Origin of the sequence: Azorhizobium caulinodans ORS 571 (assembly GCF_000010525.1) — a bacterium.
GTDB lineage: Bacteria > Pseudomonadota > Alphaproteobacteria > Rhizobiales > Xanthobacteraceae > Azorhizobium > Azorhizobium caulinodans.
On the sequence record NC_009937.1, the window covers coordinates 5242391 to 5255003 of the forward strand.

Here is a 12613-nt window from a genome sequence, read left to right on the forward strand (position 1 = left end):
TGGTCCTGAAGCCGTTTGGAGAAGACGGGCGCGTCCAGTTCCTCCGGCAGGGCACCATACAGATCGTCCGGCAGCGGCGCTCATGGCGCCAGCGGGAAGGGCGCCTCGTCGGTGCGGGCGGCCCGGCTTCCCTTCGGCAGTTCCACCGGAAACGGCGTCGGCTCCCAGATGGCCTTGAGCTTCAGGATCGACGCCATGTCGGCTTCGCGCCGGTGGTGGTCGTCGCACATGTCGGCGATGTCCCGGCCGAGGTCCCCGCGCAGCTTACGCATGAGCTCCGCCTCATGCTCGCCATTCGCGCTGCGCTCGCCCTCCTCCACGAAGGCGGCGGCCTGTTCCGCTTCCCCCGCGAGGAGGAGCGAGCGGACGAGGGCGATGATGTGCTCGCCATTCGGGTGCTTGCGCGTGCGCATGGCCCCGGCGAAATCGGACAGGCTCGTCACGCTGGCGAGCGGCGTGAACACCTGCTCGCGCAACTGGTCCAGCAGCAGCGGCTGGAAGTGCGGCTCCCAGATCTCCCATGCGCCGGGCAGTTGATCGTAGCTGGTGCAGGCCACGGTCGGGTCATACATGGGCATGAGCAGGCGATGGATGTCGACCGCGTAGCGGTCATAGCGACCGAGCGCGGCACCTCGCAGGACGTGGCGGACAGGCCGCATCACCAGATAGCGGTCCACCAGCACCAGATCCTTCCGGGACTCCAGGAGGGGTCTGAGATACTCCCGCAGATGGATGGGGCTGGTGCCCCCCTTAAATCCAATTGCCCGCTCGCCCTCGAGCTGCGGCACGATCCATTTGAGCATGCCCCGCGCCTTCTCCACCGCCTCCTCGGCGGAGAACGGGCTCACAGCCTCGTCGTCCAGGACCACCGCACCGAGCATCGTCGCCAGCGCGGCAGCCGTGCAGAGGGCGGCCAGCCGTTCCTCGTCATCGCCACTCCAGCGAAATGTGACGGAGCGGTCGAAGGCCGGGTCCATGGCGCCGGCCATCAGCGCCAGCATCTCCGCATTGTCGAAGACGTCGAACTCGAACCCCGTTTCCACATGCTGGAGACGCATGGGCATGAAGCCCCGGTGCCCTTCCAGCGCGCCCTGCCCCGGAAGCGCGAAGGGAAAGTGCAATGCGTTGAACATCGCATTGACGGCCATGCGCTCGGGCAACCGGCCGCTGAAAAAGACGTGGATCTCCGGAAACATGTGTCACCCCCGGCAATTGCCCGTGGCCAAAACGGCCGGCAGCCGGAGAATAGAACAAAATAGGAACAAAACAACCAAAAGTTGAATTGGTGGCGCGGCGGCGCGGTTCCGCCCCACACGCCAATCACGCTGAACGATGGCAAGCCATAAACAGCTGCAACCCAAGCGCGGCGGAACGGCGCCGGCTCCCTCAGCCGGCGCCCGTGAGGCTCAGTCGAGCTGCTCGATATGGCCGATGAAGGGAAGCTGGCGGAACGCGTGGGCGACATCCATGCCGTAGCCGACCACGAATACGTCCGGCGTCATGAAGCCCACATAATCGGCGTCGATCTGCACCGCCCGCTTGCCGGGCTTCTCCAACAGCACGCACACCTTCACGGTGCGGGCGCCGCGTGCCATCAGCAGGTCCTTCGCGAAGGCCAGCGTGCGACCGGATTCCAGAATGTCGTCCACCAGCAGCACGTCGCGGCCGCGCACGTCGCTTTCCACATCCCGCAGGATGGTCACCTGGCCGGAGGAGACCTGCGCATCGCGATAGCTGGAGAGGTGCACGAACTCCATTTCCGGTGCCATGCCAGAGGCGTGCATCGCCCGCAGAAGGTCGGCGGCGAACACGAACGAGCCTTTCAGCACCGCGACCACGAGCAGATTCTCGAAGCCCGCGCCGGCGATTTCGCTCGCCAGTTCCTTGTTGCGGGCGGCAATGCGGTTCTCGTCGAACAGAACTTTAACGGGTGGTAGGGACATGGTTCCTCCGTGACGGCCGAGCATGCCGCGCCGGACACCGATCGTCCAGCGCACCGCGCGCAGCCCTCCCATGGGCACGGCATGGGCATGCTCATGCTTGATTCACCCTCTGGCCTTGCCGCTCTATGGTGGCGCACGAAGGCTTGGACGATTCGAGGAAGGTGCAGGGGTGGTCCGGTTCGAGAATGTGGGCCTGAGGTATGGCATGGGGCCGGAGGTGCTGAAGGATGTGACCTTCAGCATCGAGCCGAACTCGTTCCAGTTCCTCACCGGTCCCTCGGGCGCGGGCAAGACCACGCTGCTGCGCCTGCTCTTCCTGTCCATGAAGCCGACGCGCGGCCTCATCACCATGTTCGGCCGCGATGTCTCCTCGCTCGATCCGGACGAGGTGGCGGTCATCCGCCGCCGCATCGGCATCGTGTTCCAGGATTTCCGCCTGCTCGACCACTTCACCACCTATGAGAACGTGGCGCTGCCACTGCGCGTGCTCGGCAAGGAAGAGGCGAGCTACCGGGCGGAGGTGACGGAGCTCCTGCATTGGGTGGGCCTCGGCGACCGCATGCACGTGCTGCCCCCGGTGCTCTCGGGCGGCGAGAAGCAGCGCGCGGCCATCGCCCGCGCCCTCATCGGCCGGCCGGAATTCCTGCTGGCGGACGAGCCCACCGGCAATGTGGACCCGACGCTGGCCCGCCGCCTGCTGCGCCTTTTCGTGGAACTGAACCGCTCCGGCACCTCGGTTCTGCTCGCCACCCACGACATCGCGCTGATGGATCAGTTCGACGCGCGCCGGCTCGTGATCGCGGATGGACGGCTCTATGTCTATGACTGAGCCCCCCACCCCCCCGATCCCGGTGGCCGAGACGCCGCCAACCAAGGCCAAGGCCGCGCCCAAGGCGGCGCCGAAACCCAAGGTGCCGCCGCCCACCCCCATCGTGCCCCGCGCCACCGTGGCGGGCCGTGCGCTGGTGGCGGTGGTTGCCATCATGACGTTCCTCGCCGCCATCACAGTGGGCGCGGTGATGGCCGTGCGCAGCACCGCCGAGGTCTGGCGCGCCGATGTCACGCGGGAGGTCACCATCCAGATTCGCGCCGGCGACAAGGCGGTGACGGACGCGCAGGTGAAGACCGCCGTGGACCTCGCCCGCCAGACGCCCGGCATCACCGAGGCCCATGTGCTGACAGAGCCGGAGACCGGCCGCCTGCTGGAGCCATGGCTGGGTTCGGGCCTCGATTATTCGGACCTGCCGGTGCCGCGCATCGTGGTGCTGCGGCTCGACACCTCCTCGCCGCCCGATCTCGCGCGCCTGCGCCGCACGCTGACCGACCGCATCCCCACCGCCGCGCTGGACGACCACCGCACCTGGTCGCGCCGGCTGGGCGCCATGGCGGAGGGCGTCATGTTCACGGGCTTCGGCCTGCTGGCGCTGGTGGGCGCGGCCACCGTGCTATCGGTGGTCTTCGCCACCCGCGCGGCGGTCGCCACCAACCGGGCGGTGGTGGAGGTGCTGCACTTCGTCGGCGCGCGGGACGGCTTCATCGCCGCCCAGTTCCAGCGCCACTTCCTCAAGGTGGGCACGCAGGGCGGTCTGCTCGGCGGGCTCTCGGCGGCGGCGCTGTTCGGCGGGCTCATGAGCCTGCCGCGCCTCGGCATCGGTGCCGATCCGGAAAGCCCCGGCATCCTCTCCTGGTTCGATCCCGGCTGGCTGGGCTTTGCCGGCATGGCCGTGGTGGTCGTGCTGATCGCGCTGGTGACGGCACTCACCTCCCGCGTCACCGTTTACCGGACGTTGAGGACGATCACCTGAGGCTTCACCGCCTCGGGCGCGGCACCGCGGCTCCTCGCGCCTGCCGCATTTATCGGGCATTCTGAACATCATGAGCGTGACGCAGCCGGCCTGTCACCAGAGCAGGCCAGACGACAAGGCCAAGGCGGGATCACGGCGCGGACCGACATTCTGGCTGCGCCGCGCGGCCCTGAGCCTTGCCTTCGTCTCCGGCACGCTGGCGCTGCTGTTCGTCGGCGGCTTCGTGGTCTTCACCACCGCCATCGCCCCGCGCGAGCCCGCCGGGCTCAAGCCGGCGGACGGCATCGTCGTGCTCACCGGCGGGGCTTCTCGCATCGCGGATGGCGTGCAGTTGCTCGCTTCCGGCCACGGCCAGCGGCTTCTCATCAGCGGCGTCAACCGCGCCACCTCGCAGGACGAGATCCGCCGCACCCTGCCCGACAACGAGCATTTGCTGGACTGCTGCGTCGACCTCGGCCACCGGGCGCTCAACACCTTCGGCAACGCCATCGAGGCCGCCGAGTGGACGCGGGCGCAGGGCTTCCGCTCCCTCGTGGTGGTCACCTCCGCCTGGCACATGCCCCGCGCTTTGGTGGAACTCGGCCGCGCGCTGCCGGAAGTCGAGCTTGTCGCCTATCCTGTGGTGACGGACCGCATGCAGTCCGGCGGCTGGTGGACCGATCCCCAGACCGTGAAGCTCCTCCTCAAGGAGTATTTGAAGTACATGATGGCCATGGCGAAGATCCGCCCCGCCCAGGCGGTCGCGCCCAAGGCCACCGTGTCCACCTCCGCCGCCACGCCCGGCGGCCGGCAGGCGTCGGTGTCCGCACCGGTCCATGGGGGCGACGGGAAGCCCGAGTGATCCTGCTGCGTTCGCTGCTGTTCCAGTTTCTGTTCTACAGCTTCACCATCCTCTACATGCTGGTGTTCCTGCCGGCCCTGCCCTTCGTCACGCGCCGGCAGATGTGGCGGCTCGTGGTGCTGCCGTGGTCGCGCGGCACGGGCTGGCTGCTGCGGACGATCGCCGGAACGCACGTGGAGATCACGGGACGCGAGAACATCCCCGACGGGCCGCTGCTCATCGCCTCCAAGCACCAGTCGGCGTGGGAGACCATCGCCCTGCTGCCGCTGTTCTCGGACGCCACCTTCATCCTCAAGCGGGAACTGATGTGGCTGCCGGTCTTCGGCTGGTACGCCGCCAAGGGCGACGTCATTCCCATCAACCGGGGCGCCCGCGCCGCCGCGCTCAAGGCCATGACCGTCCGCGCCCGCGAGGAACTCGCCAAGGGCCGGCAGATCATCATCTTTCCCGAGGGTACCCGCCGCCCGCCGGGCGCGCCGCCGGCCTACAAGTTCGGCGTCGCCCACCTCTATGCGGCCTTCGGCGTGCCCTGCCTGCCGGTGGCGCTCAATTCCGGCCTTTACTGGCCGCGCAACGCCCTCGTGCGCCGGCCGGGCACCATCCGTGTCGAGATATTGCCGCCTATCCCGCCCGGCCTCAGGCGTGAAGCCTTCTTCGAGCGGCTGCAGGCGGACATCGAGCCCGCCAGCGACCGCCTGCTGGCGCTGGGTCGTGCCGAACTGGGGATGACCGCGCCGGAAATGCCTCCACAGGCGGAATTATCCCCGTAACCATACCTTGTGGAAAACTCTTGCCGAGGCCCAGAGAAGCGTTCTAGTTTCGTTCTCATGAACGCCACTGATTCGCTCCTCATCCCCCTGATTGATGCCGGTCCGCTGACCGGCCTGAGCGAGGCTGCGCTTGGTGCGCGCTATCGTTTCTGGCGCGATCAGGACGGCGTCCGGCACGTGTTCTCCGTCTATCCGACCGAAGAGGCCCCCGATTATCCGGAGGCGCTGGCCATTGCCGTGCGGCGCACGCCGGCGGGCTCCATCGCGGTGTGGGCGGGCAAGCCGGGCGAGGCGGCGGTGCGCGCAGCCAAGCGCAATCTGGCGGAAGAAATCCACATCCATGTCTTCGGCGAAGGCGGCGCGGACACGCTGCGCACGCTTCTCAACCGTCGCACCCTGTCCACCGATCCGCTGGCGCTCCCTCCGCCGGTCGCCGCCCATGCCGTGGCAGCAGGACGCCGTCAGGCCGCCTGAGGCGTAACAGCGGGCGAGTGGCTCAGGCCTGACCGCCGCGCAGGTGGTGGGCGATCCAGCTCAGGCCGCGGTCCTCGATGCCCATGGTGGCGAGCGCATCCACGGTCGCCAGCACATAATCCCGGTTCGGCCCCGAACGGCCGTGCGAGCGGCGTACCAGATGCAGTTGGTCCTCCAGCGAGAGGCCGCGGGCATATTGCGGGTGCGCCCGGTTCGCCACATAGGCCACCGCCGAGGCGGCGAGATCCTCGTGCCCCTTCAGCCGCACGCGGCGCGACGTCTCCCGATAGACGCCGGAAATCTGTTCCCGCTCCGTGAGATAGGCATGCACCTGCGGCCAGTCCGCCGCCGCCACGCGATAGGCCACGCCCTTGCACGAGCCGCCGAGATCGAGCCCCAGCACGAGGCCGGGATGCTCCGGCGTGCCGCGATGGTGGAAGGAATAGATGCAGAGCGCGCGGTGCGCCCCGAGCAAGGTCGCCTCCACCCGCTCGGCGAAGGGAAAGCCGGGGTTCCAGATCAGCGAGCCATAGCCGAACACCCACGGATCATGCGCCGGAACCGGCACCGGGGGATGCGACATACGCGGCGAGGGCGAATCGGCGGACATGGCGGGATGGAACTCGGGGCTGTTACCGCAAAGGCGAAGCAGGCTTCTCGCCTGATTGATCCGGCGATTATGCGGCGAAAGCAACGCCCGCCTACGGAAAGTCGCGGGTTTGTCCCGTGGCAGGACGGCGCGCGCCATCAAAGGTGCGGCAACGGGGGCGGCTTGGGCCTTCAAGTGGCCTTCAACATGTTCTAGAGCCAGAGTTCATCCTGCCTGCCCGTCGCCTGCCGGCAGCCCGACGCATCGACACGAAGGGAAAGCATGACTGTCTCCGAACCCGCGCCCCGGCGCCGGCGACCCTGGATCATCGCCCTCCCCCTGGTGCTGCTGCTCCTCATTGCCGCCGGCTGGTCCGGCCTTTGGGTCTATGCCGCCCGCACCGCGGACGGCGAGATCGACGCCTGGCTTGCCCGCGAGAAGCTGCTCGGCCGGGAATGGTCCTGCTCCGAGCGGGCGCTGGAGGGCTTTCCCTTCCGCTTCGAGCTGATGTGCCGCGATCCCGTTCTGGTGACCAAGGGCGGCGACAGCTTCCGCATTTCCGCCGCCGGGGCGCGCGCCGTGGCGCAGGTCTGGGACCCGAGCCATATCGTCGCCGAGTTCGCCTCGCCCGCCCGTATCGAGGATCAGGTGACGGGGCAGGTCTACACGGCCTCCTGGTCGCTGCTGCAGATGAGCGGCATCGGCAATTCCACCGGGCAGCCGCAGCGGCTCGACATCGTGGTCAACAATCCGCTGGTGGAACAGGCCCCCGGAAACGCCGCCACCAACCCCATGTTCTCCGCCAAGCAGCTGGAGGCCCATGCCCGCCGCCGCCCCGGTGAGAACGGCGCGCGCGACGGCATCGACTTCGCTTTCTCCCTCGCCGGCGCGGAAAGCCCGATGATGGCGGGCGCCGGCAGCTCCGGCCCGGTGGATGTGGCGCTCCAGATGACCGTCACGGCGGCGGACGACCTGCGCCCCATGTCGGTGAAGGACCGGCTGCGGGCCTGGGCCATGTCCGGCGGCGTGGTGCAGCTCCAGGGCTTTGCGGTCACAACGCCGAAGGCCGCCGCCAACGCCACCGGCGCACTGCTGGTGGATGCGCAGGGCCGCCTCAACGGGCAGCTGGCGCTCGGCTTCTCGGGTATCGAGGAAGTGCTGCGGAACCTGAGCAAGACGGGCTTCATCTCGCCGGAGATCGTGCCCATCGTCGGCGCCCTGGCCATGGCCGGCAAGCCGGGCGAAGTCGCCGGCCGCAAGGGCGTGACCTTCAACATCAATTTCGATCAGGGCGCGCTGAAGCTCGGCAAGATCCCCGTCGGCATCGTCCCGCCGCTGTTCTGAGGAGAGTGAATTCGACGGGCGCCGCGCCTCGCCCAACGCGCTCCCTCCCCCCTTGTGGGGGAGGGCTGGGGAGGGGGGTAATGCCCTCTCCGCCAGAGTGCCATGCGCCGGAAATGCAGGCCTGCTTCACTCCCTGCCCGCACGACAGACGCAGCCGTTCTACCCCCCTCCCTAGCCCTCCCCCGCAAGGGGGGAGGGTGGTTCCGCCTGGGGCGGGAGGGTCTCGAGCGAGCCAGAGCGAAGGTGAGGCCGGCGCGCTTGGGCGCGCGGCGTCCTACTTCTTCGCCGCCACCAGATGGCGGCCGAAGTCCGGCGCCGCCGTTTCCTGGCCCTGCTCGATGATGGAGCGGCGGATGGCGCGGGTGCGGGTGAAGTGGTCGAACAGCGTCTGGCCGTCGCCATAGCGGATCGCCCGCTGGAGGGCCGTGAGGTCCTCCGTGAAGCGGCCGAGCATCTCCAGCACCGCCTCGCGATTGTAGAGGAACACGTCGCGCCACATGGTCGGATCGGACGCCGCGATGCGCGTGAAGTCGCGGAAGCCGCCGGCCGAGAACTTGATGACCTCGGAGGTCAGCGTCTGTTCGAGGTCCGCCGCCGTGCCCACGATGTTGTAGGCGATGAGGTGCGGCAGGTGGGAGGTGATGGCCAGCACCAGATCATGGTGCTGCGGCGACATGGTCTCCACATTCGCGCCCATGCCGCTCCACAGCACGGAGAGCCGCTCCACCGCCGCCGGATCGGCATCCGCCACCGGCGTCACGATGCACCAGCGGTTCTCGAACAGACTGGCGAAGCCCGCATCGGGGCCGGAGAATTCCGTGCCGGCCACCGGATGGGCGGGCACCAGATGGGCGTGGGCGGGCACGTGGGGGGCCATCTGCTCCACCACCGCCGCCTTCACCGAGCCGACGTCGGAGAGGATGGCACCCGGCTTCAGCGCCGGGCCGATCTCCGCCGCCACGGCGCCGGACGCACCGACCGGCACGCAGACGATGACGATGTCCGCATCCGCGACGGCTTCCGCCGCCGTCTCCGGCACCTCGTCCGCAAAGCCCAGCTCACGAACGCGGGCCCGCACGCCCGCATCGCGGTCGGCCACGACGACGGTGCCGGCCAGCCCCTTTTCGCGCACGGCGCGGGCGACGGACGAGCCGATCAGTCCCGCGCCGATGATCGCCAGGCGCCCGACGAGAGGTGCGCTCACCGCTCCGCCCCGGAGAGGAAGTCGGAGAGGGCCTGAACCACGAGGCGGTTGGCTTCCTCGGTGCCGATGGTCATGCGCAGGGAATCCGGCAGGCCATAGGAGGCGACCGCGCGCAGGATGAGGCCGCGCCGGGTGAGGAAGGCATCCGCTTCCGCTGCCGTGCGGCCGGGCGTCTTCGGGAAATGGATGAGCACGAAGTTGCCGACGCTGGGCGTGACCGTGAGCCCGAGCGCGGTGAGCTCGGTGGTCAGCCAGGACAGCCACTGGTCGTTGTGGGCGATGGAACGCTCCACATGCTCGGCGTCGAGGATGGCCGCCGCACCCGCCGCAATGGCCGGGGCGTTCATGTTGAACGGGCCACGGATGCGGTTGAGGGCGTCGATCACCGCCTCGGACGCCACCGCCCAGCCGATGCGCAGGGCGGCGAGGCCGTGGATCTTGGAGAAGGTGCGGCACATGATGACGTTCTCGGCGGAGAGCGCGAGTTCAAGGCCGGTCTCGTAATCGTTGCGGCGGACGTATTCGCTATAGGCGGCGTCCAGCACCAGCAGCACGTTCGGCGGCAGCGCGGCGTGCAGGCGACGCACCTCGTTGAACGGCAGATAGGTGCCCGTCGGATTGTTGGGATTGGCGAGGAAGATCACGCGGGTGCGCTCGGTCACCGCGCCGATGATGGCGTCCACGTCCATCTGGAGGTCTTCGCGGTCCGGCACGACGACCGGCACGCCGCCGGCGCCCAGCGTCGCGATCTTGTAGACGAGGAAGCCGTGGGCGCAGTGGATCGCCTCGTCACCGGGGCCGACATAGGCGTGGGCGATGAGGTTCAGGATCTCGTCGGAGCCGGCACCGCAGATGATGCGGTCCGGATCGATGCCCATGGCCTTACCGATGGCCTCGCGCAGCGCCGTTGAGGAGCCGTCGGGATAATCCTGCAGGTTCGTGCCGGCGCTCTGGAAGGCGGCGATGGCCTTCGGGCTCGGGCCGAGCGGCGTCTCGTTGGAAGAGAGCTTGAACACCTTCTCCACACCCGCCGCATGGCTCTTGCCGGGGACATAGGCCGAAATGGCCAGCACGCCGGGGCGCGGCTCGGGACGGGCGGGGTGACGCTGGGTCTCTTTGGCGGAAACGGACATAACCTGCTCCAGATCAGGGCCGGGCGATGCCGGCGCTGTCCATGCCGAAACGATAGGGGGCGGCATGGCTCCCCACGGGAATGAAGGATCGGACGCTGGCGCCGCTCTGGCGCAGCACGTCCTGCACGGTGCCGCCGTCCGTGCCCCGCACGGAGACGAGCAGGGCCGCGCCGTCGAGCGCGCCGTCGGCCACCGCCAGCACTTCGGCGTGGGTCGCCACCGCAGCGGCCGCGCGGGCGCTCCAGCCGGCGACGCGCACGCTGAAGGTGGACACCTCGGTCACCGCCGCATCGGCGATGGGATGGGAGACCACGAACACCGGCAGGCCGGCGGGATGGTCCGCCCGCTCCACGAAGGGCAGGCGGGCGATGATCTTGGGCGCCGTCACGCCCTCGAGGGCGGTCCACCAGGCATCAGAGCCCGGAACCATGGCGGCGGGCAGGAGGCCGAGGTCGCCACGCGAGGCGGCCACCGCCTCCACCACCGCCCGCGCGCCCATGTGCGGCACGAAAGGCGCGGTGAAGCCGAAGTGGAAGCGCGCGCTGTCGCGCATCAGAGGCTCGCCCACCGAGAGGTCGGCGTGGACCGAATAGGGCGCCTGCACATAGGTGAAGGTGGCGATGATGACGCGCCAGATGCTCTCCACCGTATCGAGCGGCAGCAGGCCGTGATGGCGCTCGACGAGGCTGCGCATCATCGACGCCTCGCGCGCCGGGCGGAAGGCGGAACCCTCGGTCTGGGTGCGCTTCACCTGCACCAGCCGGTCGATGATCTCGCTCCGCTCCATGAGCAGGCGATGCATCGTCTCGTCGATACGGTCGATCTCGGCGCGGAGGTCGGCGAGGGAAGGGGTCTTCGCTGCGTCAGTCATGGGAACCCACGGAAACGCCGCGACCTGTAGCGTCAGACGGGCGGCGAATCAAAGCATTGTTTCGGGAGGGCACCCGTGCGCGCGGCGCACGGCGCGGGCGGGGCGGCGGTAGCGCCATGGACTTCCGTGGCCGGATCGGCCATGCGGGGGAGGAAGCGGGAGGCATCACGTGGCGGGCGCCATACGCGAGACGCTCTATTACACGGTCGGGCTGGTGGTGCTGCGGGCCATCGGCCTCGTCATGCTCCCGGTCAACACCTACTTCCTCTCCAGCGCTGAATACGGCCGGCTGGAGGTGCTGCTTTCCTTCATCGACGTGGGCGCGCTGTTCTTCAGCCTCGCCTTGCCCTCGGCCCTCGCCCGCTTCGTCGGTGACGAACAGACCTGGGAGGCGCGCAAGGCAGTGTGCGCCGAATATGCCGGCCTCGCCCTTCTCGTCAGCGGCGTGCTGGTGGCGTTGGGCGCGGCCTTCTCCCATCCCATTACCGGCTTGCTGCCCGAAAAGGTGAGCCAGAGCGAATTCCTGCTGCTGCTCGCCGCCATCTGCCTCGAAGGCGTGCTGGGCGTCGGGCTCACCTGGATGCGCATCCGGGGGGCGGCGGGCACCTTCCTCGCCATGTCGCTCAGCCGCGCGCTGGGACAGGCGGCGCTCTCAGCCACGCTGCTGGTGCTGGGCTTCGGCGTGGAGGGCGTCCTGATCGCTTCCGCCACGGCGGCGCTGGCGCAGGGCGGGGCCATGATGGTCTATCTCGCCCGCGACTGCGGCATCTCGCTGCGCTTCGCCCGCTGGCGGGAGATGCTCATCTATTGCGGCCCGCTGCTGCTCTCCGCCCTCGCCGCCTTCGTGCTCGGCTCCTATGACCGCTGGGTGCTGGCCGGCCATGTGACCCCGGAGGACATCGCGCTCTATGGCGTCGCCGGACGGCTCGGCGCGCTGACGGCGGTGCTGCTCCAGCCCTTCCACATGTGGTGGTTCCCCAAGCGCTTCATCGTGCTGGCGGAGGATAACGGCGCCGAACGCAGCGCCGACATCGTGTCGCTGGGCCTGCTCATCGTGCTCGGCGCCTTCGTGGGGGTAAGTCTGGGCGGGCCGTTTGCGGTGCATGTGCTGACGCGCGAGGCTTATTGGGGGGCGAGCGCCTTCATCGCCTTCATCGCGCTCAACTATGCCATTCAGGAAACCGGCAGCCTGCTGGAGATCGGCTGTTATCTGAGGAAGGACGGCTTTGCCCCGCTCCTCATCAACCTGATCGGGGCGGGCCTCGCCATCCTGTTCTATTTCACACTCATCCCGCGCTATGGCGTGCCGGGCGCCATCGCCGCGACGCTGATCGCCCAGAGCGTGCGCGTGGTCCTCACCTGGGCGGTCTCGCGCCATTACGCGCCCATTCCCTATCGCTTCGCCCGGCTCGGCCTCGTGAGCGCGGTGGCGCTCGCCCTGACGGCGCTCGCCGCTTTCACCCTGCACCCGCTGGTGATGCCGCTCGGCGCGGTGGTGATCCTGCCGCTCATCGGCTGGATGGCGGTGCGGCTCAAGCTGCTGCCCCGCCTCGACCCCGCCGAACTGCCCGAACCCCTGCGCCGCCGGCTCAAGCTGGGGTAGCGTCCCTCGACGGACGTCATGCCCGGGCTCGTCCGG

General features: G+C 68.9%; 13 protein-coding genes. 7 read left to right on the forward strand and 6 right to left on the reverse strand.

Annotation, left to right across the window (positions count from 1 at the left end):
• Positions 1-80: 80 nt before the first annotated feature.
• On the reverse strand, positions 81-1196 hold the full coding sequence (locus AZC_RS23610; RefSeq protein WP_012173128.1) for a hypothetical protein: 1116 nt from the start codon (positions 1194-1196) through the stop codon (positions 81-83).
• A gap of 210 nt (positions 1197-1406) precedes the next feature.
• Positions 1407-1943 carry a hypoxanthine phosphoribosyltransferase gene (gene hpt / locus AZC_RS23615; protein WP_012173129.1) on the reverse strand — a complete coding sequence of 179 codons (537 nt, stop codon included), beginning with the start codon at positions 1941-1943 and terminating at the stop codon, positions 1407-1409.
• 169 nt (positions 1944-2112) lie between these two features.
• Here hpt and ftsE point away from each other — a divergent pair, with 169 nt between their 5' ends.
• The 5 genes from ftsE to AZC_RS23640 all read left to right on the forward strand — a co-directional run bounded on the left by ftsE (position 2113) and on the right by AZC_RS23640 (position 5833).
• A complete protein-coding gene (gene ftsE, locus AZC_RS23620) occupies positions 2113-2772 on the forward strand; it encodes a cell division ATP-binding protein FtsE (protein WP_043879814.1) in 660 nt (219 codons plus the stop codon).
• Complete coding sequence (locus AZC_RS23625) at positions 2765-3748, forward strand: cell division protein FtsX (RefSeq protein ID WP_043879815.1); 984 nt, start codon at positions 2765-2767, stop codon at positions 3746-3748. The genes ftsE and AZC_RS23625 overlap by 8 nt, the downstream gene beginning before the upstream one ends.
• A 70-nt stretch (positions 3749-3818) precedes the next feature.
• The gene (locus AZC_RS23630) at positions 3819-4589 is read left to right on the forward strand and encodes a YdcF family protein (protein WP_012173132.1); all 771 of its coding nucleotides are present in this window, start codon (positions 3819-3821) and stop codon (positions 4587-4589) included.
• Positions 4586-5359, forward strand: coding sequence for a lysophospholipid acyltransferase family protein (locus tag AZC_RS23635; RefSeq protein ID WP_012173133.1), 774 nt, complete (start codon positions 4586-4588; stop codon positions 5357-5359). Before AZC_RS23630 ends, AZC_RS23635 begins: the two co-directional genes overlap by 4 nt.
• Before the next feature lie 57 nt (positions 5360-5416).
• Positions 5417-5833 carry a hypothetical protein gene (locus AZC_RS23640; protein ID WP_012173134.1) on the forward strand — a complete coding sequence of 139 codons (417 nt, stop codon included), beginning with the start codon at positions 5417-5419 and terminating at the stop codon, positions 5831-5833.
• 22 nt (positions 5834-5855) lie between these two features.
• Here AZC_RS23640 and AZC_RS23645 read toward each other — a convergent pair whose 3' ends face one another.
• Positions 5856-6443 (reverse strand): gamma-glutamylcyclotransferase, encoded by a 588-nt coding sequence (locus AZC_RS23645; protein WP_244421765.1) that lies wholly within the window; start codon positions 6441-6443, stop codon positions 5856-5858.
• A gap of 261 nt (positions 6444-6704) precedes the next feature.
• Between AZC_RS23645 and AZC_RS23650 the strand changes: the two genes are divergently transcribed.
• Positions 6705-7766 carry a DUF2125 domain-containing protein gene (locus tag AZC_RS23650; RefSeq protein ID WP_012173136.1) on the forward strand — a complete coding sequence of 354 codons (1062 nt, stop codon included), beginning with the start codon at positions 6705-6707 and terminating at the stop codon, positions 7764-7766.
• A 274-nt stretch (positions 7767-8040) separates the two neighbouring features.
• Here the strand turns inward: AZC_RS23650 and AZC_RS23655 are convergent, their stop codons facing one another.
• Genes AZC_RS23655 through AZC_RS23665 form a run of 3 tightly spaced genes read right to left on the reverse strand, consistent with a single transcriptional unit; the run spans position 8041 to position 10974 of the window.
• Entirely contained in the window at positions 8041-8970 is a 930-nt protein-coding gene (locus AZC_RS23655) for a prephenate/arogenate dehydrogenase family protein (RefSeq protein ID WP_012173137.1), read from the reverse strand.
• The gene (hisC, locus tag AZC_RS23660; RefSeq protein WP_012173138.1) at positions 8967-10103 is read right to left on the reverse strand and encodes a histidinol-phosphate transaminase; all 1137 of its coding nucleotides are present in this window, start codon (positions 10101-10103) and stop codon (positions 8967-8969) included. The genes AZC_RS23655 and hisC overlap by 4 nt, the downstream gene beginning before the upstream one ends.
• A gap of 13 nt (positions 10104-10116) precedes the next feature.
• Positions 10117-10974 carry a chorismate mutase gene (locus AZC_RS23665; protein WP_012173139.1) on the reverse strand — a complete coding sequence of 286 codons (858 nt, stop codon included), beginning with the start codon at positions 10972-10974 and terminating at the stop codon, positions 10117-10119.
• Positions 10975-11143: 169 nt separating this feature from the next.
• On the opposite strand from AZC_RS23665, the gene AZC_RS23670 reads away from it, so the two are divergent.
• Positions 11144-12577: a lipopolysaccharide biosynthesis protein gene (locus AZC_RS23670; RefSeq protein WP_012173140.1), complete on the forward strand. Its 1434-nt coding sequence runs from the start codon at positions 11144-11146 to the stop codon at positions 12575-12577.
• The last annotated feature ends 36 nt before the right edge of the window (positions 12578-12613 follow it).

Coding starts and splice junctions, on each gene's coding strand:
- AZC_RS23610 (WP_012173128.1), bottom strand. CDS start 1,196: ATGTTTCCGGAGATCCACGTCTTTTTCAGCGGCCGGTTGCCCGAGCGC.
- hpt (WP_012173129.1), bottom strand. CDS start 1,943: ATGTCCCTACCACCCGTTAAAGTTCTGTTCGACGAGAACCGCATTGCC.
- AZC_RS23625 (WP_043879815.1), top strand. CDS start 2,765: ATGACTGAGCCCCCCACCCCCCCGATCCCGGTGGCCGAGACGCCGCCA.
- AZC_RS23630 (WP_012173132.1), top strand. CDS start 3,819: ATGAGCGTGACGCAGCCGGCCTGTCACCAGAGCAGGCCAGACGACAAG.
- AZC_RS23640 (WP_012173134.1), top strand. CDS start 5,417: ATGAACGCCACTGATTCGCTCCTCATCCCCCTGATTGATGCCGGTCCG.
- AZC_RS23645 (WP_244421765.1), bottom strand. CDS start 6,443: ATGTCCGCCGATTCGCCCTCGCCGCGTATGTCGCATCCCCCGGTGCCG.
- AZC_RS23650 (WP_012173136.1), top strand. CDS start 6,705: ATGACTGTCTCCGAACCCGCGCCCCGGCGCCGGCGACCCTGGATCATC.
- hisC (WP_012173138.1), bottom strand. CDS start 10,103: ATGTCCGTTTCCGCCAAAGAGACCCAGCGTCACCCCGCCCGTCCCGAG.
- AZC_RS23665 (WP_012173139.1), bottom strand. CDS start 10,974: ATGACTGACGCAGCGAAGACCCCTTCCCTCGCCGACCTCCGCGCCGAG.